The organism is Janibacter limosus (assembly GCF_004295485.1).
Classification (GTDB): domain Bacteria; phylum Actinomycetota; class Actinomycetes; order Actinomycetales; family Dermatophilaceae; genus Janibacter; species Janibacter limosus_A.
Genome location: NZ_CP036164.1, coordinates 1,070,423 through 1,093,253 on the forward strand (window position 1 = coordinate 1,070,423; position 22,831 = coordinate 1,093,253).

Here is a 22,831-nt window from a genome sequence, read left to right on the forward strand (position 1 = left end):
GGGACAGGTGGCAGGCCTCCCACCTTCGCTCGTCGTCGGTGGGAGGATCTGCGCGTGGCCGTCGTCGATGTCAGCTCATGGAGCTCGATCCAACCCGAGCAAGGCGGCCTCGACGCTCGCAAGGAATGGCTCTCACTCGTCGGCGACGCCCCGCGCGACGAGTGGTGGCTGTGGAAGCCGCTCAAGGAGACCGGATCCTTGGAAGGGACTCGCCCGACGCGCATCAACGACGTGGCGGAGATGGTCGCCCACCACCTGGCTGAGGCGATCGGCCTCCCTTCGGCACCGTGCAAGTACGCCGTCCGGGACGGGGAGCGGGGGATCATCTCGCGCCAGATCGCCCCTCACCTCTACGAGCTGTCCCCGGGCAGCGCATGGGGCGCGCAGGGGGGCGACGGCTACACCGTGGACAGCATCCTGAGCGTCCTGGAGGGCCTGACCGGCCCGCCACCCTGCGAGGGCATGAGCGCCGCCGAGGTCTTCACCGGCTATCTCGTCCTCGATGCGTGGATCGGCAACACCGATCGCCACGAAGAGAATTGGGCGGTCATCGAGCCACCCGACGGCACTGCCTACCTCGCACCCACCTTCGATCACGGCAGCGCGCTCGGGTCGGGCATGACCAACGATCGCCGCGAGCGATGCGACCGGCACGCGTGGTGCGCACGAGGCAAGTCCCGCGCTTTCAAGCGCCCGCTCATCGACATTGCTCGGGAGGCCGTCGACCTGACCGGCGCGGCGTGGTGGGCTGACCGGGTGGCCACTGTTCATCCCGCGACGTGGACGGCCATACTGGACGAGCACGGCGCGTTGTCAGACCTCACCCGTAGTTTCGTGAGCGACGTCCTGACGATCAACCAAGAGAGGGTGAGCGAAGCATGTCGACCATGACCCGCACGACACGCCTGCTCGTGACGCGACGCGATCCGCACACGGGCGCCTATGCGCCTGTCGGCGAGCTCACCCGCGACCCACAGACGCAGCGCTACGCCTTCGCCTACCGGCCCGGCGTCACGCGCAAGTTGCCCGGCCTGCCCTTGGGCACCGTCAGCACTTCAGATGTCCTCTTCCCCCTCTTCGGGCACCGCATCACCTCCCCCCGTCGCGCTGACCACGGCGACACACTCGGGTTGCTCGACCTCGAGCCGGCGGCCGAGCCCTTCGAGGTGCTGGAACGCTCCGGTGGTCGCAGCGCCACGGACACGCTCGAGCTGACGCCGATCCCGGACCCGGGCCCCTTCGAGGTCCACTTCCTCGTCCACGGCATCCGGCACCTCGACGAGGAGGAGCAAGCACGGATCGACACGCTTGAGCCGGGGCAGAGCGTGACCCTGACCCCCGAGCCCGACAACGAGGTCGACTGCCTTGCGGTCCTCGTGACCGATGACGGCCACCGCCTCGGTTACGTACCTCGACCCTTGCTCGAGTACGTGCGTCCGGCGATGGGGCACCCCCACGAGCTGACCGTCGAGCGGATCAACTCGCCTGCAGCTGGGTTCCACATGCGCCTGCTCGTGCGCCTGGCTGGCCACTTGCCCGCCTAGGAGTCGGTCGACACCGGCAGCAGGCTCAGACGCTCTCGAGCGAGTCCGGCGCTCTAGTGTCCCTACATGGACGTCGTCGCGCTCGTGCTCGCCGGGCTCTCTCTCCTGGTCGCCGTGCTCGCCCTTTTCAGCTCCCACAGCAGGGCCAACGAGTCCAACCGCCTCGCGCGTGAGGCGCTTGCTGAGGCCCGCTCGAGCAAGGTCGGAGACATATGGGCGGCCGTTATCCGATCCGTCAATCACCGGATGACGTTCAACCCCACAGCCGAGGACGCTGGGCCCATGCTGCGCGACGCGCGGGCCGACCTCATGGCGCTGGTCGACGCCCTGCCGGAGTGGGGGGCGCTAGGAGAGTGGGCAGCTCACGAGCAGGCCCTCGGAGCCCTGGCGGCCCACGCCGACCTCGAGGACATGACGTCAGACCCTCAGCGCCTGCCAGAACACTCCGCCCGATGGGGTGCCGCCTTCGTCATCAACCTCCGCCGCTTCCGCGCGACCGGCTACGACGAGCAGATGATGCGACGGCTCACGGACAACGCGCGCGAGCAGAGCAGGCATGTGTGCGCGGCGCGAGGCTGGGAGCTCCCTCCCGAGGCGATGCCCGGCATCGCGCTGCTCGACGAGACCCCCGAGAAGCCGTAGCGCAGACGGACCAGTCATTGCGACCGACCATCCAGCCACACCACGGCCAGCCCTGCACCCGCTGCCACACTGAACGGCGCCGAGCTGGCAATTACCCATCCCGTCACGCCCGACCCACCGCTCAGCATCCACGCCAAGGCGGCGGTCAGGAACAGCACGCCGACACCAGCGCACACAGCGGCCAGGACCAGCAGAAAAGTCCTCATGCGGTGAGAGTAGCGGGGAGGTGGTGCGCGGATAGAGGAGTGACCGGGGCCAAGTCGCGCCGCCGGTCGTCATCTCCTGTTAGATAAGGCCCATGCTCAACCTTGGGCCTTTGGAGATCATCGTGCTCCTGCTGTGCCTCGCCTTCGTCGTCGCGCTGGTCGTGGCGGTGGTGGGCGGCGTCATGTGGATGCAGCGCAAGAGGTAGCTAGGAGGGGCGTTCAGAGGGGGGCGGGATCGCCCCTCGTCGAGTAGCGCTCAGTCCTCAAACAGTCCTCAAGATATCCACCAGAGACACGAAACAACCATCGGCGTCCGTCGGCCTCGTGGGGCTCAAAATCCCCGGAATACCGGGGCGCCCATCGACTTTCGACGACAATCGTCGTAACTGTTAGGACGCATGGGACAACCCGGCTTACAGGTCGACTCACCCCACACCCCTCGTCATTGGGGTGCAGGCGCGCTCACTCACGGGTGGTGTGCCGCACCCAGCCGATGGTTGCGCCGAGCAGCAGCACGAGAGCGGCGGCGACGACGGACTGCCACGGCAGGAGCACCGCCACGACCAGGCACCCCGTGACGCCCAGGACGGGGACGACGCGACGGGTCCAGCGGCGGTCCAGGGTCCACGCGCTGGCGTGGACGAGGGCGAAGTGGACGAGCACGCACGACGACGCGAAGGCTATGGCCTGGCGTACGTCGACGAGCACCACCGAGGCGAGGGTCAGGGCAGCGACGACGACGACGGCGCGACGCGGCACCAGGCTCGGTCCCACCCGCGTGGCCAGGGAGGTCGGCAGGTGTCGGTCACGAGCCATCAGCGCGACCTCACCGGCCGCGCTGAGCAGCAGCGACATCATCACCCCGCCGGCAGCGAGCACCGCGGCGATCCGCACGACCGGCCCGAGCCACGGCCACGCGGAGATCTCGGCCGCCTCCGCGAGCGGCGCCTCCCGGGCGGCGAGCCACCCGGTGCCCAGGGTGCGGGTCAGGGCCACGGTCACGAGCACGTGCAGCGCGATGACGATGCCGAGCGAGAGCGCGATCGCCCGCGGGACGGTGCGGGCCGGGTCGCTGACCCGGTCGCGCAGGTCGACCAGACGCTGGTGACCGGTGAGGGCGAAGACGACGAAGCCAGCGGCCGACACGACGCCGAGCGGCCCGCCGGCACCCTCGGGGTCCCTCGGGGCATCCGTCAGGACGGGGGGAGTGGTGAGCAGGATCGTCACGAAGACGACGAGGACCACGGCGACGAGCAGCGCGACGACCTGCTCGCCGCGCGCGGACCGGTCGATGCCCTGCAGGTGCAGCCCGAGGGCTGCGACCACGGCGACGGCGGCGAAGACCTTGGACCAGTCGGGCAGGACGTGCAGGCCCATGGTCTGCGCCAGTGCGGCACAGGCGGCAATGGAGGCCACGACATGCGCCCAGCCGGCGAGGTGACCCCACGGCACACCGAGCCGGTCGCGGACGGGGGCGTGCGTGCCGGGTCGTGGGCGCCCGGCGGCCACCAGCCGAAGGGAGGAGGCGGCGTTGGCGACGGCAAGTGCACCGGCGAGCAGGACGGCCCAGACGAGGTGGTCGCCAGCCGTGGCGGCAGCGGGCGCGAGGACGACGAAGAGGCCGGCACCGACCGTCGCCGCCAGCCCCGTGCCCACGGCGCCGGGCAGCAGCAGTCGACGGTCGGTGCCGTCGGCATGGTGCTCGGACGCTGTCGCCATGGCAACACCCTGCCGCATCTGCCCGTCGGTCGCAGGGAGCGCGCCGACCGGGTCAGCTGCTCTTGGCCGCCAGACGTGCCGCGCCGATGATGCCGGCCTTGTTCTTCAGCCGGGCGGGGACGATCTCGGTGCGCAGGTCGAGCAGGGGGAGGAAGGTGTCGGCCTGCTTGCTGATCCCCCCACCGACGACGAAGAGGTCCGGCCACAGCAGGTCCTCGACACGGGTGTAGTAGGTCTGGAGGCGCTCGGCCCACTGCTCGATGGTCAGTCCCTCGCGCGCCCGGGCGGACTCCGCGGCCCGGCTCTCGGCGACGTGACCGTCGATCTCGAGGTGCCCGAGCTCGGTGTTGGGCACCAGCTGTCCGTCGATGATCAGCGCCGACCCGATGCCCGTGCCGAGCGTGGTGAGCACGACGACACCGTCGCGGTCCTTGGCCGCGCCGTAGTACCGCTCGGCGACGCCCGCCGCGTCGGCGTCGTTGACCATGTGCACCTCGCGGTCCAGGCGGTCGGCGAAGAGTGCTGCGGCGTCCACGCCGATCCACGAGCTGTCGATGTTGGCGGCGGTCCGGACCACCCCGTGCGTCACGACGGCGGGGAGGGTGATGCCGATGGGGACCTGCTTCTTGGGGGAGAAGTGGTCGATCACCTGCTCGACGACGGCGCAGACCGCCTCCGGTGTGGAGAGATCAGGCGTGGCGATCCGCAGCCGGTCCTCGGCGAACGCTCCCTTGCCGAGGTCGACGGGGGCGCCCTTGATGCCGGACCCCCCGATGTCGATCCCGAGGGCGTCGTACTTCGTGCTCATCGTGGTCACCTGTCAGCTGAGGGTGAGGATCTCGTTGCCCTCATCGGTGATGAGGATCGTGTGCTCGAACTGCGCCGAGCGACGCAGGTCCCTGGTGACGACGGTCCAGCCGTCGTCCCACAGGTCCCACTCGGGCACGCCGAGGTTGAGCATGGGCTCGATGGTGAAGGTCATACCGGGCTCGATGACGGTGTCGTACCCGGGGGCGGCGTCGTAGTGGGGGATGACCAGACCCGAGTGGAAGCTCGTGCCGATGCCGTGACCCGTGTAGTCGCGCACGACCCCGTACCCGAAGCGGGCCGCGTACTTCTCGATGACGCGGCCGATGATGTTGACCTGCCGGCCCGGCATGGCCGCCTTGATGCCCCGCATCATCGCCTCGTGCGTGCGCTCCACGAGCAGACGGGACTCCTCGTCGGGCTCACCGGCGAAGAAGGTGGCGTTGGTGTCGCCGTGCACCCCGCCGACGAAGGCGGTGATGTCGATGTTGACCAGGTCCCCGTCCGCGAGCCGTCGGTTGTCGGGTATGCCGTGGCAGACGACCTCGTTGACCGAGGTGCACAGCGACTTGGGGAACCCGCGGTAGCCCAGGGTCGAGGGATAGGCGTCGTGGTCGAGCAGGTACTCGTGGCCGACGCGGTCGATCTCGTCGGTGGTCACCCCGGGTGCGACGGCCGCACCTGCCGCGGCGAGCGCGCCAGCGGCGACCCGGGACGCGTGGCGCATCCGCTCGATCGACTCGGCGTCCTTGACCTCGGAGCCGACGAAGGGGGTGGGAGCCGCCTTGTCGACGTACTCGGGACGGGCGATCCGACCGGGGACCTCGCGTCTCGGCGAGACCACGCCGGGTGTCACGGTTGCGGCGGAGGCGAGCATGCTGTGGAGTCTAGGCAACAGCAGCGTGAACGAGCGCTCGGGTCAGCGGATCTCCGGTCCGTGAGGAAGGACGGCACACGATGGCGTACTGGTACAACGTCGACACCAAGCAGGTCGAGAGCGACGACACCCGCTCGCAGAACGCGGAGGTCATGGGTCCCTACGAGACCGAGGCGGAGGCGGCCGCCGCCCTGGCGACCGCCCGCGCCAACACCGAGGCGTGGGACGAGCAGGACCGCAAGGACCGGGAGTGGGAGAGCGGCGACGCCGGAGCCTGAGCCGGTCAGCGTGGCCGGTGCAGCGTGAGCGCCCAGCTCCCGTCGCCCGGCCAGGGTGCCCCGTCCCACGAGGAGTGACGGGTCACGAGGGACAGGCGGGCGGCGAAGGCCGCCCGCTCGAAGTCCTCCGGGCTCACGGCGGCCGCGCCCTGCGGCTGGTGCCCGGGCAGGGCCCAGCCGCACACGAGGATCCCGTCGGCGCTCAGGTGTGCTCGCATGCGACGCAGGACCTCGACGAGGGTGCCGTCCGCGAGGAAGGGCACGACATTGCCCGCGAGGGCCACGATGTCGAAGGTCTGCGCGGTGAGCGAGAGCGTGGACAGGTCGGCGTGGACGAAGCGGGTGACGTCATCACGCTGCCGGGCGACCTCGATCATCGCGGGGTCGGCGTCCACGCCGACGACGTCGTGGCCCAGCCGGGTGAGGGTCGTCGCCACCCGGCCGGTGCCGCACCCCGCGTCGAGGATCCGCGCCGGTGCCTCGCGCAGGCCGTGGAGGAAGCGGGCCTCGCCGTCGAGGTCCGTGCCCTGACGGGCGAGCTCGTCGAAGCGACGCTGGTAGGCATGCGCGGCGTCGATGCCGCCTGACACCTCGGACCAGCGGGTGCGGATCTGCGGGAGCTCGTCGGGCATTGTCGTCAGCTCTCGAAGGAGTGCTCGGCCGCGGGGAAGCTGCCCGACGCCACGTCAGCGGCGTAGGCGCGGGCCGCGTCACCGAGGACCGTGCTCAGGTCGGCGTACCGCTTGACGAAGCGCGGGGCCTTGCCCGTGCGCAGGCCGGCCATGTCCTGCCAGACGAGCACCTGTGCGTCGCAGTCCGGTCCGGCGCCGATGCCGACCGTCGGGATGCGCAGCTCTCGGGTCACGGCCGCAGCTGCGGGCGCGGGGACCATCTCCATGACCACCGCGAAGGCGCCGGCCTCCTGGACGGCGCGGGCGTCCTCGAGCAGCTTGTCCTGCGCCTCGCCACGCCCTTGCACGCGGTACCCGCCGAGGGTGTGCTCGCTCTGGGGGGTGAAGCCGATGTGTGCCATGACGGGGATGCCGCCCCGGGTCAGGCGCTGGATCGCCGGAGCCATCTCGACCCCGCCCTCGAGCTTGACCGCGTGGGCCAGGCCTTCCTTCATCAGGCGTGCACCGGAGAGATAGGCCTGCTCGGGGGAGGCCTGGTAGGTGCCGAAGGGGAGGTCCGCCACGACGAGCGCGCTGGCGGCCGCACCGGCCACCGCGCGCGTCAGCGGGATCATCTCCTCGAGGGTGACGGGCACCGTCGTCTCGTACCCGTAGACGTTGTTGCCGGCGGAGTCGCCGACGAGGAGCACGGGGATGCCGGCACCGTCGAAGACCTGGGCGGCATACATGTCGTAGGCGGTGAGCATCGCCCAGCGCTCGCCGCGCTCCTTCATCGCCTGCAGGTGGTGGATGCGCACTCGCCTGGGCGGCGCCGCGGCCGGCGCCGCCCCATTGCCGTACGGGGCGGTGTTCTCGGGTGCGGGGCCCTCAGCGGGGGTGGGGGCGGTGGGCGTGGAGGACGAGCTCATGGGGATCAGCCTATGGCGAGGCGGTCGAAGGGGGCCCTCGGGGAGGGGATAGAGGGAAAACCCGGACGGCACCACCCAGAAGGGTAAGGATTGCTTCAGGAAATTTCGTCAGCCCTCCCGAGGGCCGTCAAATCTTGGTTGAGTGCGCTCACCCCCTGTGGCGAGAGCCACACCACCAATTGGAGGATCTGTGAAGAGACGCCACACCCATGTCGTGTCCGCTCTCGCCGCGTCCGCCCTCGTTCTCACTCTGGTGCCGTTGTCGGCGACCGCTGGGACGACGGCCGTGGCCCCCGATGACTCGGCCGCCTCGACGGCCCGGCTCGACGACCTGCCCAACCCTCTGGGCGATGCCCAGCGTGAGCTGCGCAAGGACGCGGTCGACAAGCTCATGAAGGGCGAGGCGAAGCTCGTGACCAAGAACGGCAAGCAGGTCATCGCGGTCACGAGCGAGGACCCTGCCGAGCGCAATGCCAAGGGCAAGGCCAAGGCGAAGAAGCCGCCGCGCACCAAGTACGTCCAGTACGACGTCAACCGCGAGGCATCCGTCTTCACGATCCTCACCGACTTCGGCGACAAGACGCTCCCCGCCACGGGCGGCGAGGCCGGCCCGGCCCGCAACGAGATCCCCGAGCCGGACCGCGCGCAGAACAACTCGACCATCTGGAACTCCGACTTCAGCCGCGAGTACTACAAGGAGCTGATGTTCGCCGACGGCCAGGAGTCCTTCAAGGACTTCTACCTCAAGCAGTCCAACGGTCGCTTCAACACCAAGGGCGACGTCAGCGACTGGGTCACGGTGCCCTTCAACGAGTCCCGCTACGGCCACAACCCGGTCAAGGGTGATGGCACCAGCGAGGCCGACGGCTACTGGAGCTACATCAAGGACACCGCCACGGCTTGGTACGAGGACCAGAAGGCCCAGGGCAAGAGCGACGCCGAGATCAAGGAGTACCTGGCCCAGTTCGACGTGTGGGACCGCTACGACTTCGACGGTGACGGCAACTTCGACGAGCCCGATGGCTACATCGACCACTTCCAGGCGATCCACGCCGGTGAGGGCGAGGAGGCCGGCGGGGGAGCCCAGGGCGAGGACGCCATCTGGAGCCACCGTTGGTACGCCTACTCCAACAACATGGGCAAGGCCGGACCGGAGCAGAACAAGCTCGGCGGCGTCCCGCTGGGTGACTCGGGCATGTGGATCGGTGACTACACCACCGAGCCCGAGAACGGTGGCCTGGGTGTCTTCACCCACGAGTTCGGCCACGACCTCGGTCTGCCGGACCTCTACGACACCGCCGGCGGCGACAACGGCACCGGCTTCTGGACCCTCATGTCCGGGGGCTCCTGGCTCAACGACGGGACGGACGACATCGGCTCCAGCCCCGGCTTCATGGGTGCCTGGGAAAAGCTGCAGCTGGGCTGGTTGGACGTCCAGACCGTCAAGCAGGGCGAGGCGACCAACGTCGACCTCGGTCCAGCCGACCGGGATGCCGAGTCGAAGCCGCAGGCGGCTGCGGTGCTCCTCCCGGAGCAGACCGTCACGAACGACTACAACACCCCGCGCTCGGGCAGCTACGAGTGGTGGTCCGGCTCGGCCGACAACCTCAACAACACGCTGACCCGTGAGATCGACCTCACCACTGCCACCTCGGCATCGATATCGGCTCAGCTGGCCACGGACACCGAGGAGGGCTACGACTTCCTGTACACGGAGGTCAGCACCGACGGCGGCTCGACCTGGACCGAGATCGCGGCAACCGACGGCGGCGACCTCTCCTGGAACCAGGTGACCCACGACCTGAGCGCCTACGCGGGCAAGACGGTCCAGTTCCGCTGGCGCTACCAGTCGGACGGCGGGGTCTCCGAGCCCGGCGCCTTCGTCGACGACGTCAACATCACCGTCGACGGGACCACGGTCCTCGCCGACGACGTCGAGTCCGGTGACAACGGGTGGACGGCTGACGGGTTCACCCGGATGAGCGGATCCACCTCGGACACCGTTCAGAGCTACTACCTTGCCGAGAACCGCGTCTACTCGGGCTACGACAAGAATCTCAAGACGGGTCCGTACAACTTCGGTTTCGCGGATCGTCCCGACTGGGTGGAGCGCTTCCCGTACCAGGACGGCCTGCTCGTCTGGTACATCAACAACGCCTACACGGAGAACAACACGAGCATGCACCCCGGCTACGGCCAGGTCCTGCCCGTGGACGCCCGTCCGGCTCCGGTGAAGTTCTCCAACGGCAAGCTGCTCGGCAACCGCCGACAGCCCTTCGACGCCACCTTCGGCAAGCAGGCCACCGACACGGTGACCTTCCACAACGCCGGGGTCCCGCAGACGGTGCCGTCGAGCAAGGGCATCACGACCTTCGACGACTCCGACACCGACCGCTACTGGTCCGCGGAGAACCCGTGGAGCTCGACCAAGGTGGCCGGTTCCGGCACCACGATCAAGGTCCTGAACGAGAAGCAGGACGGCATGAAGCTGCGCATCGAGGCGGCACGCTGATCGCGTCCACCTGCTGAGCACGGCGCCATCGGGCCCGCCTCGTCCATCGGACGGGGCGGGTCCGCTCAGTTTCGCGTTCCCCCTAGGGCAGGATGGGCGACATGGATCGTCAGCAGGAGTTCGTCCTCCGCACCATCGAGGAACGCGACATCCGGTTCGTCCGGTTGTGGTTCACCGATGTCCTCGGCACCTTGAAGTCGGTGGCCATCGCCCCGGCCGAGCTCGAGGGTGCCTTCACCGAGGGCATCGGCTTCGACGGCTCGGCCATCGAGGGGTTCACCCGGGTCTACGAGGCGGACATGCTCGCCCGGCCCGATCCCTCGACCTTCCAGGTGCTGCCCTGGCGTGGCGAGCACCCCGGCACCGCGCGCATGTTCTGCGACATCCAGCTGCCCGACGGCAGCCCGGCCCTCGCCGATGCCCGCTACGTCCTGCGTCGCGCGCTCGACAAGGCCGCCGACATGGGCTTCAGCTTCTACACGCACCCCGAGATCGAGTTCTTCCTGCTCAAGCAGGGCACCCCGCCCGGCGAGCGTCCGGTCCCCGTCGACGACGGCGGCTACTTCGACCACGTGCCGAAGGGGGAGGCCCACGACTTCCGGCGGGCGGCCATCACGATGCTCGAGTCCGTGGGCATCTCGGTGGAGTTCAGCCACCACGAGGGTGCGCCGGGGCAGAACGAGATCGATCTGCGCTACGCCGACGCCCTGTCCACCGCGGACAACATCATGACCTTCCGCACGGTCATCAAGGAGGTGGCCCTCGAGCAGGGGGTCTACGCCACCTTCATGCCCAAGGTCTTCGCCGAGTACCCCGGCAGCGGCATGCACACGCACATGTCCCTCTTCGAGGGCGACACCAATGCCTTCCACGAGCCGGGCGCGCCCTACCAGCTGAGCAAGGTCGGGCGTCAGTTCATCGCGGGCCTGCTCCACCACGGGCGCGAGTACGCCGCCGTGACCAACCAGTGGGTCAACAGCTACAAGCGGCTCTGGGGCGGCGGCGAGGCCCCGGCGCACCTCACGTGGGGGCACAACAACCGCTCCGCGATGGTGCGGGTGCCGATGTACAAGCCCAACAAGGGCAACTCGAGCCGGGTGGAGCTGCGCAGCCTCGACGCCTCGTGCAACCCCTACCTCGCCTTCGCCGTCATGCTCACCGCGGGGCTGAAGGGCATCGAGGAGGGGTACGAGCTGCCCCCCGAGACCGAGGACGACGTGTGGGGCCTGACCGACCGCGAGCGACGTGCGATGGGGATCAAGCCGCTGCCCGCGAGCCTCTCCGAGGCCATCGAGGCGATGGAGGAGAGCGAGCTGGTCGCCGAGACCCTGGGCGAGCACGTCTTCGACTTCTTCCTGCGCAACAAGCGCCAGGAGTGGGCCGACTACCGCAACCAGGTCACCCCCTTCGAGCTGGAACGTCTGCTGCCCCGCCTGTGAGGACCTCGTGACCCCTCCCGCACGTCCCCTCCCGACCCTGGCGCGTCGCGGCTTCAGCGACACCCGTCGAGCCGAGTCGCTCCTGGACGACCCTGCGCTGGCCCCGCTCGCCGATGCGAGGGCGGAGCTGCTCGCTGCCCTCGCCCGGTCCGCGGACCCCGACCAGGCCCTCCTGGGACTGGTGCGCCTGATGGAGGCGGGCGGCAGCGACGACCTCGTGACGGCACTGCGGACCGACGAGCTGGCGCGTGGGCGGGTGATCGGCGCGCTGGGGATCTCGTCGTCGCTCGTCGACCATCTCGTCGCGCACCCCGAGCAGTGGCGCGACGCGGTCACGGCACAGGAGATGACACCCGAGGAGCGCACCGAGGCGCTCCTCGCCGAGATCGCCGACCACGGGGACCTCGAGCCGCAGGACGCGTTGCGGGTGGCCTACCGCCGCCAGCTGCTGGGCATCGCCGCCCGCGACGTCACCTCGCAGGACCCCGTCGTCGTGCTCCCCGAGATCGCCAGGGCGCTGGCCGACCTGGCCGGGTCCGCGCTCGAGGGGGCCGTCCGGATCGCGATCGACGAGCTCGGCGAGGCGGGCCAGAGCTGTCGCTTCGCCGTGATCGGCATGGGCAAGGCGGGTGGGCGCGAGCTCAACTACATCTCCGACGTCGACGTGATCTTCGTGGCCGAGCCGGTGCCGGGCGCCGACGAGGAGGGCGCGCTCGAGGTCGCGACCAAGATCGCCACCCGGACGATGCACGCCTGCTCCGACGTCACGGCGCACGGCAGCCTGTGGCCGGTGGACGCAGCCCTGCGTCCCGAGGGCAAGCAGGGGCCGCTCGTGCGCACGGTGGCCAGCCACCGCGCCTACTACGACCGATGGGCCAAGACCTGGGAGTTCCAGGCGCTGCTCAAGGGCCGGCACCTCGCCGGGGACGCGAGCCTCGGCGCCGAGTACCTCGGGGCGGTCCAGCCGCTGGTCTGGGAGGCCGCCTCCCGCGAGGACTTCGTCGACGACGTGCAGGCGATGCGCCGACGGGTCGAGGACCACATCCCTCCTGCAGAGGCGGCTCGACAGCTCAAGCTCGGTCCCGGGGGCCTGCGCGACGTCGAGTTCTCCGTCCAGCTGCTGCAGCTGGTCCACGGTCGCACCGACGACACCCTCCGCTCGGGCACGACACTGGACGCCCTGGCGGCGCTGTCCAAGGGCGGCTACATCGGTCGCGCCGACGCGGCGGTCCTCGAGGAGGCGTACCGGATCCTGCGGACCCTCGAGCACCGGATCCAGCTGCACCGGCTGCGGCGCACCCACCTCATGCCGGTCACCGAGGACGACCTGCGACGGCTGGGCCGGGCGATGCGCCTGTGGGACCAGCCCGACAAGCAGGTCGTCGCGCTGCGCACCGGCCACTCGCGCGAGGTGCGACGACTGCACCAGCGTCTCTTCTACCGTCCGCTCCTGTCGGCCGTCGCCCGACTGAGCCCGGACGAGGCCTCCCTGACACCCGGTGCGGCCCGCGAGCGGCTCAGCGCACTCGGCTACCGGGACCCGGCCGGCGCGCTGCGGCACCTCGAGGCCCTCATGGGGGGAGTCAGCCGGGCCGCGGCGATCCAGAAGCAGCTGCTGCCGGTCATGCTCGAGTGGTTCGCCGAGATGGCCGACCCCGATGCCGGGCTGCTGGCCTTCCGCAAGGTCAGCGAGGCCCTGGGTGCCACGCACTGGTACCTCCGACTCCTGCGTGACGAGGGGGAGGCGGCCCAGACCCTCGCGCACACCCTCGGCGCCAGCCGGTTCGCCGGAGAGCTGCTGCTCGCCAGCCCCGAGGCGGTGCAGATGCTCGGCGACGCCGACGGCCTGCGTCCTCGCACCCGTGAGGAGCTGCTGCGGCGGATGCGCTCCGCCGCCGGACGGCGTGACGACCCCGAGGCTGCCGTCGCGGCCATCCGGGCGATCCGACGGGCCGAGATCTTCCGCGTCGCGGTCGCCGACCTCGAGGACAAGCTCACCCTCGACGAGGTCGGTGAGGCGCTCACCGAGGTGAGCGACGCGACGATCGAGGCGGCGCTGGAGGTCGTGGTCCGCAAGGTCGAGGCCGAGCGTGGCGCGCCACTCGGCACCTCCATGCTCGTCGTCGGCATGGGCCGCCTGGGAGGCCGCGAGGTCGGCTACTCCTCGGACGCCGACGTGCTCTACGTCCACGAGCCGCACGAGGGAGCCGACGACCAGACCGCCCAGGAGGGCGCACTGGCCGTCGTCGGTGAGCTGCGGCGACTCATCGGCGCCGCCGGCTCGGACCCGCCGCTGGGGCTCGACGCAGACCTGCGCCCGGAGGGCAAGAGCGGTCCGATGGTGCGCTCGCTCGCGAGCTATGCGACCTACTACGCCCGGTGGTCGCAGACGTGGGAGGCCCAGGCGCTCCTGCGGGCGCGTCCGGTCGCCGGGGATCCCGGCCTCGCGGAGCGCTTCATCGCGCTCATCGACCCGATCAGGTGGTCCACCGCCGGTCTCGACGCCCAGCAGGTGCGCGAGGTCCGTCGGCTCAAGGCCCGCATGGAGTCCGAGCGACTCCCACGCGGCGCCGATCGCAAGGCCCACTTCAAGCTCGGCATGGGGGGCCTCTCGGACGTCGAGTGGACCATCCAGCTGCTGCAGCTGGAGCACGCCCACGAGCACGAGGGCCTGCGCACGACGCGCACGTTGCCGGCGCTCGCGGCGGCCGTGGAGGTCGGCCTGGTCGACGTCGAGGACGCGGCCGTGCTGCGCGAGGCGTGGTCGATGGCCTCCTTGCTGCGCAACGCCGGCATGCTCTTCAGGGGGCGCCCGGTCGACTCGGTGCCCTCCAACTTGCGCGAGGCCGACGGCGTCGGCCGCATCGTCGGGATGGAGCCGCTGTCCGGCCTGGCGCTGGCGGAGTCCTACCGGCGTACGGCTCGGCACGCACGCCACGTCGTCGATCGGATCTTCTACGGCGAGCCGTGAGCGACGAGCACCGGTGAGACGCCGGTCGGGCGCCCATGGCGACGAACCTAGACTGGGCACCATGCTCGCCACGATCGATCTGCGTTCCCAGCCCCTCGGGGCCCGGCAGCTCCGCGCGGCCCTGCCCCGTGCGGAGTACGACGTCGAGGCTGCCCTCTCGGCGGTCCGACCGATCTGCGACGACGTCCATGACCGGGGTGCAGAGGCGCTCTACGAGTACGGCGAGCGGTTCGACGGGGTGCGGCCGAGCTCCCTTCGCGTCCCCGCCGAGGTCCTCACTGCCGCCGTCGACGTGCTCGACGCCGACGTCCGGGCCGCGCTCGAGGTCTCGATCGAGCGCGCTCGGGCCGTGCACGCGGACCAGCGACGCACCGACACGACGACCCGCCTGCACGAGAGCGGCACCGTCACCGAGCGATGGGTCCCGGTGGACCGAGTCGGTCTCTACGTGCCGGGCGGGCGCGCGGTCTACCCGAGCTCCGTCGTGATGAATGTCGTCCCGGCCCAGCTCGCCGGCGTCGGCTCGCTCGCGGTCGCCAGCCCCCCGCAGAAGGAGAACGTCGGCGTCTTCGCCGGCTACCCGCACCCGACCATCCTCGCCGCCTGTGCGCTGCTGGGGGTCGACGAGGTGTGGGCGATGGGTGGGGCCCAGGCCATCGCCGGCTTCGCCCACGGGTTCGTCGACGACGCCTCCGGTGACGGCGGCGAGTGCGAGCCCGTGAGCCTCGTGACCGGGCCGGGCAACATCTACGTGGCCGCAGCCAAGCGGCTGCTCAAGGGCCTCGTCGGCATCGACGCAGAGGCCGGCCCCACCGAGATCGCCGTCCTGGCGGACGCCACCGCCGACCCCGACCACGTCGCAGCGGACCTGATCAGCCAGGCCGAGCACGACCCCCTGGCCGGCTCGGTCCTCATCACCGACTCGACGCAGCTCGCCGACGAGGTGGCCCGGGCCGTCGAGCGTCGGGCCGCCGCCACCAAGCACAGCGAGCGGGTCGTCGAGGCGCTGAGCGGCCGCCAGTCCGCGATCGTCCTCGTCGACGACCTCGACGCCGGGCTGCGCGTCGCCGACGCCTACGCCGCCGAGCACCTCGAGGTCATCACCGAGGACGCCCCGGCGGTCGCGGCGCGGGTGCGCAACGCGGGGGCGATCTTCGTCGGCGCCCACTCGCCGGTGAGCCTGGGTGACTACGTCGCCGGGTCCAACCACGTGCTGCCCACGGGCGGCAGCGCCGCGCACAGCAGCGGTCTGTCGGTGCAGTCCTTCCTCCGCGGCATCCACGTCGTCGAGTACTCGGCGCAGGCCCTGGCAGAGGTCGCCCCGCACGTGCTCGCCCTGTCCGAGGCCGAGGACCTGCCCGCCCACGGCGAGGCCGTCACGGCGCGCACCGGCGAGGTCGTCCAGTGAGCGAGGTCGAGGCCCTGCTGCGTCCCGAGCTGCGCGGCCGCACCGCCTACGGTGCGCCCCAGCTGGACGTCGCCGTCCAGCTCAACACCAACGAGTCGTCCTACGCCGTGCCACCGGAGGTCGTCGAGGCCATCGTCGGTGAGCTGCGCGAGGGCCTCAGCGGGCTCAACCGGTACCCGGACCGCGAGTTCACCGACCTGCGCAAGGCGCTCGTCGGCTATCTCGAGGACCGCAGCGGGGTCTCCCTTCGCCCCGAGCAGGTCTGGGCCGGCAACGGGTCCAACGAGGTCCTCTCGCACGTCGTCCAGGCCTTCGGCGGTCCCGGCCGCACGGCGCTCGGCTTCACGCCGGCCTACTCGATGCACCCGATCATCAACGAGACGCTCGGCACGACCTGGGTCGACGGGCAGCGCGACGCAGGCACCTTCGACCTGACGCTCGAGTCCGCGGTCGAGCAGGCGAAGGGGGCCGACCCGCACCTGGTCTTCCTCTGCTCGCCCAACAACCCGACCGGGACCGCGCTGCCCTTCGACGTCATCGAGGCCATGCTCGAGGCCGCGCCGCGGGCGATCGTCGTCGTCGACGAGGCCTACGCGGAGTTCGCCCGACCCGGTACACCCACGGCGCTGTCGCTGCTCGAGCGTCACCCGCGACTCATCGTCACCCGCACGATGAGCAAGGCCTTCGCGCTGGCCGGCGGTCGCCTGGGCTACCTCGCCGCCGACCCCGAGATCATCGATGCGCTGCGGCTGGTCCGCCTGCCGTACCACCTCTCGGTCCAGACCCAGACGATCGCGCGGGTCTCGCTCGAGCACGCCGACCGACTCCTCGAGAGCGTCGATGCGATCAAGGCACAGCGCGACCGGCTGGTCACCGAGCTCACCGCGATGGGCCTGGCGCCCGTGCCGAGCGATGCCAACTTCGTCCTCTTCGGGGGACTCGCCGATGCACCGACGACATGGCAGGCTCTGCTCGAGGACGGCGTGCTCGTCCGCGACGTCGGCATCCCGCACCACCTGCGGGTCACCGCCGGTACACCCGAGGAGACCGGACGGTTCCTCGAGGCCATGGCACGACTCGTCCCCACCCACGCCTCGACCAAGGAGACCCCGTGAGCAGCACCGCCCCCCGGACCGCGACGGTGAGCCGTGGCACCTCGGAGAGCCGCGTCGAGGTGAGTGTCGACCTCGACGGCACCGGCGCCGGCGACGTGTCGACGGGCGTGCGCTTCTACGACCACATGCTCCTGTCGCTGGCCAAGCACAGCCTCATCGACCTGACCGTCCGGGCCGACGGTGACGTCGACGTCGACGCGCACCACACGGTCGAGGACGTCGCGATCGTCCTGGGCCAGGCCGTCAAGGAGGCGCTGGGCGACAAGAGCGGCATCAGCCGCTTCGGCGACGCCACCGTGCCCCTCGACGAGGCGCTCGTCCACGCGGTCGTCGACGTCGCCGGCCGCCCCTATGTCGTCCACACCGGTGAGCCCGAGGGCCAGGAGTACGTCATCATCGGCGGCAACTTCGTCGGCTCGCTCACCCGTCACGTCATGGAGTCCTTCGCCTACAACGCCGGCATCGCCCTGCACGTGCGGGTGCTCTCGGGGCGCGACCCGCACCACATCGTCGAGGCGCAGTTCAAGGCGCTCGCCCGGGCACTGCGTGCCGCAGTCGCCGTCGACCCTCGTGTCACCGGCATCCCCAGTGCCAAGGGCGCCCTGTAGAGCATGACCCAGCAGGGCAGGGGAGTGGTGCTGCTCTCCGCGTCGTCCGCGAGGGCCGTGGAGTGGGTGCGGCGTGGGGTCGTGCCGTGCCACGTGCTCGAGCACAGCACGTGGTCGATCGTCGTCCCGGCCACGTCGTCGAGTGCTGCCGCGGCGCCCTACGACGACGCGTTGACCGTCCTGGCCGCGCGCCATGTCCCGACGGCCATCGCGCCGTCCATCGGACTCCTCGAGATCGGCGACGCAGCCGTCATCACCGCCCGGGCGCCGGGTCGGTCACCGATCCGGTGGGCGTTGCGCGGGGCGGACCGTGAGGTCGTCCGCGGCCCGCAGCTGCCTCCGCTCACGCCCGAGAGCCTGCACCGCACCCTCGCGGCCGGCTCCGGGACCCGTGAGGTGCCGATCCGCGAGGTCCGCGACCTGTGGACCCGCGCCGACCTCACTCACCTCGAGTGGCTGGTCGAGGCCACCGCCGTGCTCGGCCTGCCCGGCGGGCGCGTGCTCGACGGGTCCGACACCGCCCTCGGACCGGTCATCGCGCCCAATCCCCGCTCCGTCCAGGACTTCGAGTCCGCCGTCAAGGATGTGCACCAATGACCAGCCCCCGCGTCGTCGTCCTCGACTACGGCTCCGGCAATGTCCACTCCGCCGTCCGCGCGCTCTCCCACGTCGGGGCGCAGGTCGAGCTCACTGCCGACCGTCGCGCAGTCCTCGAGGCGGACGGCCTGCTCGTGCCCGGGGTCGGCAACTTCCACGCGTGCATGACCGGGCTGCGAGCCGCCGACGGCCCCTCCCTCATCGACACCCGGCTGGCGGGCGGTCGCCCCGTCCTCGGCGTGTGCGTCGGGATGCAGGTGATGTTCGACGGGTCGCGCGAGCCCTTCGGCACCCAGCCCGAGCAGGAGGGCCTGTCCCAGTGGCCGGGCACGGTCGAGCGGTTGATCGCTCCCGTCGTGCCCCACATGGGGTGGTCCGAGGTCACCGCTGCCGAGGGCAGCGCACTCTTCGCCGGAGTCGAGGCCGAGCGCTTCTACTTCGTCCACTCCTACGGCGTCGGTTCCTGGGACCTGCCGACCGCCCCCGGTGCGCTGGCCGCAGCCAGCCCCCGGGTCACGTGGAGCGAGCACGGGTCCCCCTTCGTCGCGGCCGTCGAGAACGGCCCGCTGTCCGCCACGCAGTTCCACCCCGAGAAGTCCGGGGACGCTGGGCTGCACCTGCTGAAGAACTGGGTGATGTCACTGTGACCACTATCGAGAGCCCCCGACTGGAGCTCCTGCCCGCCGTCGACGTGCGAGGAGGGCGCGCCGTCCAGCTGCAGCAGGGCGTGGCCGACTCCGGCTGGGACTTCGGTGACCCCCTGCAGGCCGCGCGCGCCTGGCAGGACCAAGGAGCCGAGTGGATCCACCTCGTCGACCTCGACGCGGCCTTCGGCGAAGGGAGCAACCGCGACCTGCTCGCCGGGATCGTGGGCCAGCTCGACGTCAAGGTCGAGCTCAGCGGTGGGATCCGGGACCAGGAGTCGCTCGTCGCCGCACTCGACTCCGGATGCGCCCGGGTCAACCTCGGCACCGCGGCCCTGGAGAACCCCAAGTGGACCGCAGCCGCGATAGCCGAGTACGGCGACCGGATCGCCGTCGGCCTCGACGTGCGTGGCACCACCCTCGCCGCCCGGGGATGGACCAAGGAGGGCGGCGACCTCTGGGAGACCTTGGCCCGCCTCGACTCCGAGGGATGCACCCGCTATGTCGTGACCGACGTAGCCAAGGACGGGATGCTCGCCGGACCCAACCTCCAGCTGCTCAAGGACGTCGCCGCCACCTCGCCGGCCAAGGTCGTCGCCAGCGGAGGAGTGACCACCCGCGAGGACGTCGTCGCCCTGCGCGAGCTCGTGCCGGTCGGGGTGGAGGGAGCCATCATCGGCTCGGCGCTCTACAAGGGCACCGTCACGCTGGCGGAGGCGCTCGACGCCGCAGGTCGCCCGTGACGGGGCCGGCCGACTCCGCGGGCGTCCCGTGGGGCGGTCGGGAGCTCCCGACCGGAGACTTCGCGGGTGACGACGGCCAGGCCGACCAGGCGCTGGTGCAGGCCCTCACCACCGGGGGCGAGCAGGACGTCCTGGACCGACTGGCCACCGCGCGGCTGATGGTGCCGGTCAAGGCGATCGCCGCCGAGACGGTCGAGGGCGAGCACGGGCTCGCCGACAAGGAGGCCGACATGGCGGTGGTCCTCCTCGAGCACCCGGACGGCCGGACCGCCCTGCCCGTCTTCTCCTCGATGGCATCGTTGGCGGCCTTCGACGACTCCGTGCGTCCCGTGCCGGTCGAGGCTGCTCGTGCCGCCCAGGCAGCGGTGAGCGAGCGGGCCGACCTGATGGTCCTCGACTGCGCCAGCGAGCAGGCCTTCGAGATCCGCTCGTCGATGGTCTGGGCGCTGGCGCAGCAGCGCCCGTGGCTGCCGGCGCACGAGGACCCCTTCGTCGCGCAGTCCGTGGCGCGGGTCGTGGCGGACCACGCGGAGGTCACCGGTCACGACCTGACCGAGGGCGTGCCCGACGGTCAAGGGATCCTCCAGGTCCGCCTCACTCTCGTCGCGGGCCTGGACGAGCCGGCCGTGCGCGCCCTCGTCACCGAGGTGGCCGAGAAGCTGGCCACGGACGGGGAGCTGCGGGCCCGGGTCGACGGGCTCTCCTTCGCCATCGTCTGACCGATTTCGGCTGAGGGTCGGTCACTGGTAATGTCTCTCGGTGACCGGTCATCGTCCTCGTGGCGATGACGCAAGAGGAGCCTCGCTTCCACCCGCGTCGACCATCGTCCTCGGACACAGGTTGCCGGGTCACAGGTCTCGACGCGACACGGGTCGCGAGATGTCCTCGACATCTCTTCCCGCCGTGGACGTCGTGCTCTGGTGGAGGCTCCTCGCGATCAGCGAGGAGCCTTTCTTCGTCGGTCGCCAGGAGTGACACACCGAGCTAAGGAGCCACACATCAGCGAGCCTCGCATCAATGACCGAATCCGCGTCCCTGAGGTGCGGTTGGTCGGCCCCAACGGGGAGCAGGTCGGCATCGTGCGCGTGGAGGATGCCCTCCGTCTCGCCGCAGAGGCTGACCTCGACCTCGTCGAGGTCGCGCCGATGGCCAAGCCTCCCGTCGCCAAGCTCATGGACTTCGGCAAGTACAAGTACGAAGCCGCCATGAAGGCCCGTGAGGCCCGCAAGAACCAGGTCAACACGGTCATCAAGGAGATCAAGCTCCGACCGAAGATCGACAGCCACGACTACGGCACCAAGAAGGGCCACGTCGAGCGCTTCCTGAGCGCCGGCGACAAGGTCAAGGTGACGATCATGTTCCGCGGCCGCGAGCAGTCCCGCCCCGAGCTGGGCTTCCGTCTGCTGCAGCGTCTGGCCGAGGACGTCGTGGAGCTCGGCACGGTCGAGTCCGCGCCCAAGCAGGACGGGCGCAACATGATCATGGTGCTCGGTCCGACCAAGCGGAAGTCCGAGGCTCGCGCCGAGGCCCGCCGCAAGAAGGACGAGCAGAAGGCTGCCTCCGAGGCAACCGCCCCGGCGACCGAGTCCACCGAGGCCCCGGCCCCGGCGGACGAGACCGCTGAGGCTCCGGCAGAGTCCTGAGCCGACCCAGACCAGCACAGCAACGACAAGGAGATCGGCGCCATGCCGAAGAACAAGACGCACTCCGGTGCGAAGAAGCGCTTCCGGGTCACCGGCTCGGGCAAGATCATGCGCGAGCGCGCCAACCACGTCCACAAGTTCCACGAGAAGAGCCCGCAGCACGCGCGTCGTCTCGCGAACGACGTCCTGGTCTCCAAGGCCGACACCAAGAAGATCAAGAAGCTGCTCGGTCGCTGACCTGAGCCTCTTGTCCATTCGAACTTAAAGGAGTACTCACGTGGCACGCGTGAAGCGGGCGGTCAACGCCCACAAGAAGCGCCGGGTTGTTCTCGAGCGCGCCAGCGGATACCGGGGCCAGCGGTCCCGCCTCTACCGCAAGGCCAAGGAGCAGGTCACCCACAGTCTCGGGTACAGCTACCGTGACCGTCGGGCCCGCAAGGGCGACTTCCGTCGCCTGTGGATCCAGCGGATCAACGCTGGCGCCCGCGCCAACGGCATGACCTACAACCGCTTCATCCAGGGCCTGCGCGCCGCTGAGATCGAGGTCGACCGTCGCATGCTCGCCGAGCTGGCCGTCAACGACGAGGCGGCCTTCGTCGCGCTCGTCGAGATCGCCAAGGCCAACGTGCCGGCACAGGTCAACGCCAAGGTCGAGGCCTGAGCGACCACCTCGGACGCCGGGAGCGCCCACCGCTGACCAACCCCTCCTCGGAGCGGGTGAAGTCGGTGCGCGGGCTCTCCCGGCGTTCTGTGCGTCGGCGCACCGGGCGGGTCCTCGTCGAGGGTCCTCAGGGCGTGCGTGAGGCCGTGCGGTTCGCGCCGGAGCACATCGTCGACCTCTATGTCACCACCGAGGCGGCGCACCGCTACGCGGAGTTCGTCGACCCGGCCCGCGAGGCCGGCGTCCTCGTCCACGAGACGAGCGACGAGGTGCTCGCAGCCATGTGCGACGCGGACACCCCGCAGGGCACGGCTGCCGTCGTCGACTGGTCGCCGGCCGGGCTGGGCTCTGTGCTCGACACCGGGCCGCGGCTGCTCGTCCTGCTGACCAACGTGCGCGACCCCGGCAACCTCGGCACGGTCATCCGCGGTGCGGATGCCGCCGGTGCCGATGCGGTGCTCGTCAGCGAGGCCTCCGTCGACGTCACCTCGCCCAAGGTCGTGCGCTCGACGGCCGGCTCGCTCTTCCACCTGCCGGTCGTCACCGGCCTCGACATCGACGAGACCCTCGCTGCCCTCGCGGCCGCCGGCATCCGCCGGCTGGCCGCCGACGGGGCGGGGGAGTCGAGCATCGACGACAGCGACCTCACCGGGCCGCACGTCTGGGTCATGGGCAACGAGGCCTGGGGCCTCGAGCCGCAGACCCGGGCAGCGTGCGACGAGGTCGTGCGCGTGCCCATCCACGGCCACGCCGAGTCGCTCAACCTCGCGATGGCGACCACGATCTGCCTCTACGCGTCGGCCCGGCAGCAGCGCGCCTGAGCCGACGCACGACGAAGGGGGATGGGTCCAGCATCGGCTGGACCCATCCCCCTTCG

At 70.6% G+C, this 22,831-nt stretch carries 24 protein-coding genes; 18 read left to right on the plus strand and 6 right to left on the minus strand.

What is annotated here, in order from left to right:
* The first annotated feature begins 54 nt into the window (after positions 1-54).
* From EXU32_RS05195 to EXU32_RS05205, 3 genes are all read left to right on the plus strand, one after another.
* Complete coding sequence (locus EXU32_RS05195) at positions 55-891, plus strand: HipA domain-containing protein (RefSeq protein ID WP_130628943.1); 837 nt, start codon at positions 55-57, stop codon at positions 889-891.
* Positions 888-1,544: an HIRAN domain-containing protein gene (locus EXU32_RS05200; RefSeq protein WP_165399583.1), complete on the plus strand. Its 657-nt coding sequence runs from the start codon at positions 888-890 to the stop codon at positions 1,542-1,544. The genes EXU32_RS05195 and EXU32_RS05200 overlap by 4 nt, the downstream gene beginning before the upstream one ends.
* A 66-nt stretch (positions 1,545-1,610) precedes the next feature.
* Positions 1,611-2,186, plus strand: coding sequence for a hypothetical protein (locus EXU32_RS05205; RefSeq protein ID WP_130628945.1), 576 nt, complete (start codon positions 1,611-1,613; stop codon positions 2,184-2,186).
* Positions 2,187-2,200: 14 nt separating this feature from the next.
* On the opposite strand, the gene EXU32_RS05210 is transcribed toward EXU32_RS05205, so the two are convergent.
* From EXU32_RS05210 to map, 4 genes are all read right to left on the minus strand, one after another.
* A complete protein-coding gene (locus EXU32_RS05210) occupies positions 2,201-2,392 on the minus strand; it encodes a hypothetical protein (protein WP_130628946.1) in 192 nt (63 codons plus the stop codon).
* 462 nt (positions 2,393-2,854) lie between these two features.
* On the minus strand, positions 2,855-4,111 hold the full coding sequence (locus EXU32_RS05215; protein ID WP_165399584.1) for an APC family permease: 1,257 nt from the start codon (positions 4,109-4,111) through the stop codon (positions 2,855-2,857).
* Between the two features lie 52 nt (positions 4,112-4,163).
* Complete coding sequence (gene ppgK, locus EXU32_RS05220; RefSeq protein ID WP_130628948.1) at positions 4,164-4,919, minus strand: polyphosphate--glucose phosphotransferase; 756 nt, start codon at positions 4,917-4,919, stop codon at positions 4,164-4,166.
* Between the two features lie 12 nt (positions 4,920-4,931).
* Entirely contained in the window at positions 4,932-5,795 is an 864-nt protein-coding gene (map, locus tag EXU32_RS05225) for a type I methionyl aminopeptidase (RefSeq protein WP_130628949.1), read from the minus strand.
* A gap of 80 nt (positions 5,796-5,875) precedes the next feature.
* Between map and EXU32_RS05230 the strand changes: the two genes are divergently transcribed.
* The gene (locus EXU32_RS05230) at positions 5,876-6,073 is read left to right on the plus strand and encodes a methionine aminopeptidase (RefSeq protein ID WP_130628950.1); all 198 of its coding nucleotides are present in this window, start codon (positions 5,876-5,878) and stop codon (positions 6,071-6,073) included.
* 5 nt (positions 6,074-6,078) lie between these two features.
* Here the strand turns inward: EXU32_RS05230 and EXU32_RS05235 are convergent, their stop codons facing one another.
* Both EXU32_RS05235 and panB read right to left on the minus strand, forming a co-directional pair.
* Entirely contained in the window at positions 6,079-6,705 is a 627-nt protein-coding gene (locus EXU32_RS05235; protein ID WP_130628951.1) for a class I SAM-dependent methyltransferase, read from the minus strand.
* 5 nt (positions 6,706-6,710) lie between these two features.
* The gene (gene panB, locus EXU32_RS05240) at positions 6,711-7,613 is read right to left on the minus strand and encodes a 3-methyl-2-oxobutanoate hydroxymethyltransferase (protein WP_130628952.1); all 903 of its coding nucleotides are present in this window, start codon (positions 7,611-7,613) and stop codon (positions 6,711-6,713) included.
* 253 nt (positions 7,614-7,866) lie between these two features.
* Here panB and EXU32_RS05245 point away from each other — a divergent pair, with 253 nt between their 5' ends.
* The 14 genes from EXU32_RS05245 to EXU32_RS05305 all read left to right on the plus strand — a co-directional run bounded on the left by EXU32_RS05245 (position 7,867) and on the right by EXU32_RS05305 (position 22,775).
* Complete coding sequence (locus EXU32_RS05245) at positions 7,867-10,125, plus strand: immune inhibitor A domain-containing protein (RefSeq protein WP_347400296.1); 2,259 nt, start codon at positions 7,867-7,869, stop codon at positions 10,123-10,125.
* Between the two features lie 101 nt (positions 10,126-10,226).
* Positions 10,227-11,564 carry a glutamine synthetase family protein gene (locus EXU32_RS05250; RefSeq protein WP_130628955.1) on the plus strand — a complete coding sequence of 446 codons (1,338 nt, stop codon included), beginning with the start codon at positions 10,227-10,229 and terminating at the stop codon, positions 11,562-11,564.
* 7 nt (positions 11,565-11,571) lie between these two features.
* Positions 11,572-14,535, plus strand: coding sequence for a bifunctional [glutamine synthetase] adenylyltransferase/[glutamine synthetase]-adenylyl-L-tyrosine phosphorylase (locus EXU32_RS05255; protein ID WP_130628957.1), 2,964 nt, complete (start codon positions 11,572-11,574; stop codon positions 14,533-14,535).
* 61 nt (positions 14,536-14,596) lie between these two features.
* Positions 14,597-15,943: a histidinol dehydrogenase gene (gene hisD, locus EXU32_RS05260; protein ID WP_130628958.1), complete on the plus strand. Its 1,347-nt coding sequence runs from the start codon at positions 14,597-14,599 to the stop codon at positions 15,941-15,943.
* Positions 15,940-17,058: a histidinol-phosphate transaminase gene (locus EXU32_RS05265; protein WP_130628959.1), complete on the plus strand. Its 1,119-nt coding sequence runs from the start codon at positions 15,940-15,942 to the stop codon at positions 17,056-17,058. Before hisD ends, EXU32_RS05265 begins: the two co-directional genes overlap by 4 nt.
* Positions 17,055-17,666: an imidazoleglycerol-phosphate dehydratase HisB gene (gene hisB / locus EXU32_RS05270; RefSeq protein WP_130628961.1), complete on the plus strand. Its 612-nt coding sequence runs from the start codon at positions 17,055-17,057 to the stop codon at positions 17,664-17,666. Before EXU32_RS05265 ends, hisB begins: the two co-directional genes overlap by 4 nt.
* Positions 17,667-17,669: 3 nt before the next feature.
* The gene (locus tag EXU32_RS05275; protein ID WP_130628962.1) at positions 17,670-18,263 is read left to right on the plus strand and encodes a hypothetical protein; all 594 of its coding nucleotides are present in this window, start codon (positions 17,670-17,672) and stop codon (positions 18,261-18,263) included.
* Positions 18,260-18,910: an imidazole glycerol phosphate synthase subunit HisH gene (gene hisH / locus EXU32_RS17425; RefSeq protein WP_242612892.1), complete on the plus strand. Its 651-nt coding sequence runs from the start codon at positions 18,260-18,262 to the stop codon at positions 18,908-18,910. The genes EXU32_RS05275 and hisH overlap by 4 nt, the downstream gene beginning before the upstream one ends.
* The gene (priA, locus tag EXU32_RS17430) at positions 18,907-19,650 is read left to right on the plus strand and encodes a bifunctional 1-(5-phosphoribosyl)-5-((5-phosphoribosylamino)methylideneamino)imidazole-4-carboxamide isomerase/phosphoribosylanthranilate isomerase PriA (protein WP_242612893.1); all 744 of its coding nucleotides are present in this window, start codon (positions 18,907-18,909) and stop codon (positions 19,648-19,650) included. Before hisH ends, priA begins: the two co-directional genes overlap by 4 nt.
* Positions 19,647-20,369 carry an SseB family protein gene (locus EXU32_RS05285; protein ID WP_130628963.1) on the plus strand — a complete coding sequence of 241 codons (723 nt, stop codon included), beginning with the start codon at positions 19,647-19,649 and terminating at the stop codon, positions 20,367-20,369. Before priA ends, EXU32_RS05285 begins: the two co-directional genes overlap by 4 nt.
* A gap of 279 nt (positions 20,370-20,648) precedes the next feature.
* Complete coding sequence (infC, locus tag EXU32_RS05290) at positions 20,649-21,293, plus strand: translation initiation factor IF-3 (RefSeq protein WP_130631061.1); 645 nt, start codon at positions 20,649-20,651, stop codon at positions 21,291-21,293.
* Positions 21,294-21,335: 42 nt separating this feature from the next.
* Positions 21,336-21,530 carry a 50S ribosomal protein L35 gene (gene rpmI, locus EXU32_RS05295; RefSeq protein ID WP_068259459.1) on the plus strand — a complete coding sequence of 65 codons (195 nt, stop codon included), beginning with the start codon at positions 21,336-21,338 and terminating at the stop codon, positions 21,528-21,530.
* Positions 21,531-21,570: 40 nt separating this feature from the next.
* Positions 21,571-21,954: a 50S ribosomal protein L20 gene (gene rplT, locus EXU32_RS05300; protein WP_055994304.1), complete on the plus strand. Its 384-nt coding sequence runs from the start codon at positions 21,571-21,573 to the stop codon at positions 21,952-21,954.
* A 56-nt stretch (positions 21,955-22,010) separates the two neighbouring features.
* Entirely contained in the window at positions 22,011-22,775 is a 765-nt protein-coding gene (locus EXU32_RS05305; protein WP_130628964.1) for a TrmH family RNA methyltransferase, read from the plus strand.
* Positions 22,776-22,831: the final 56 nt, after the last annotated feature.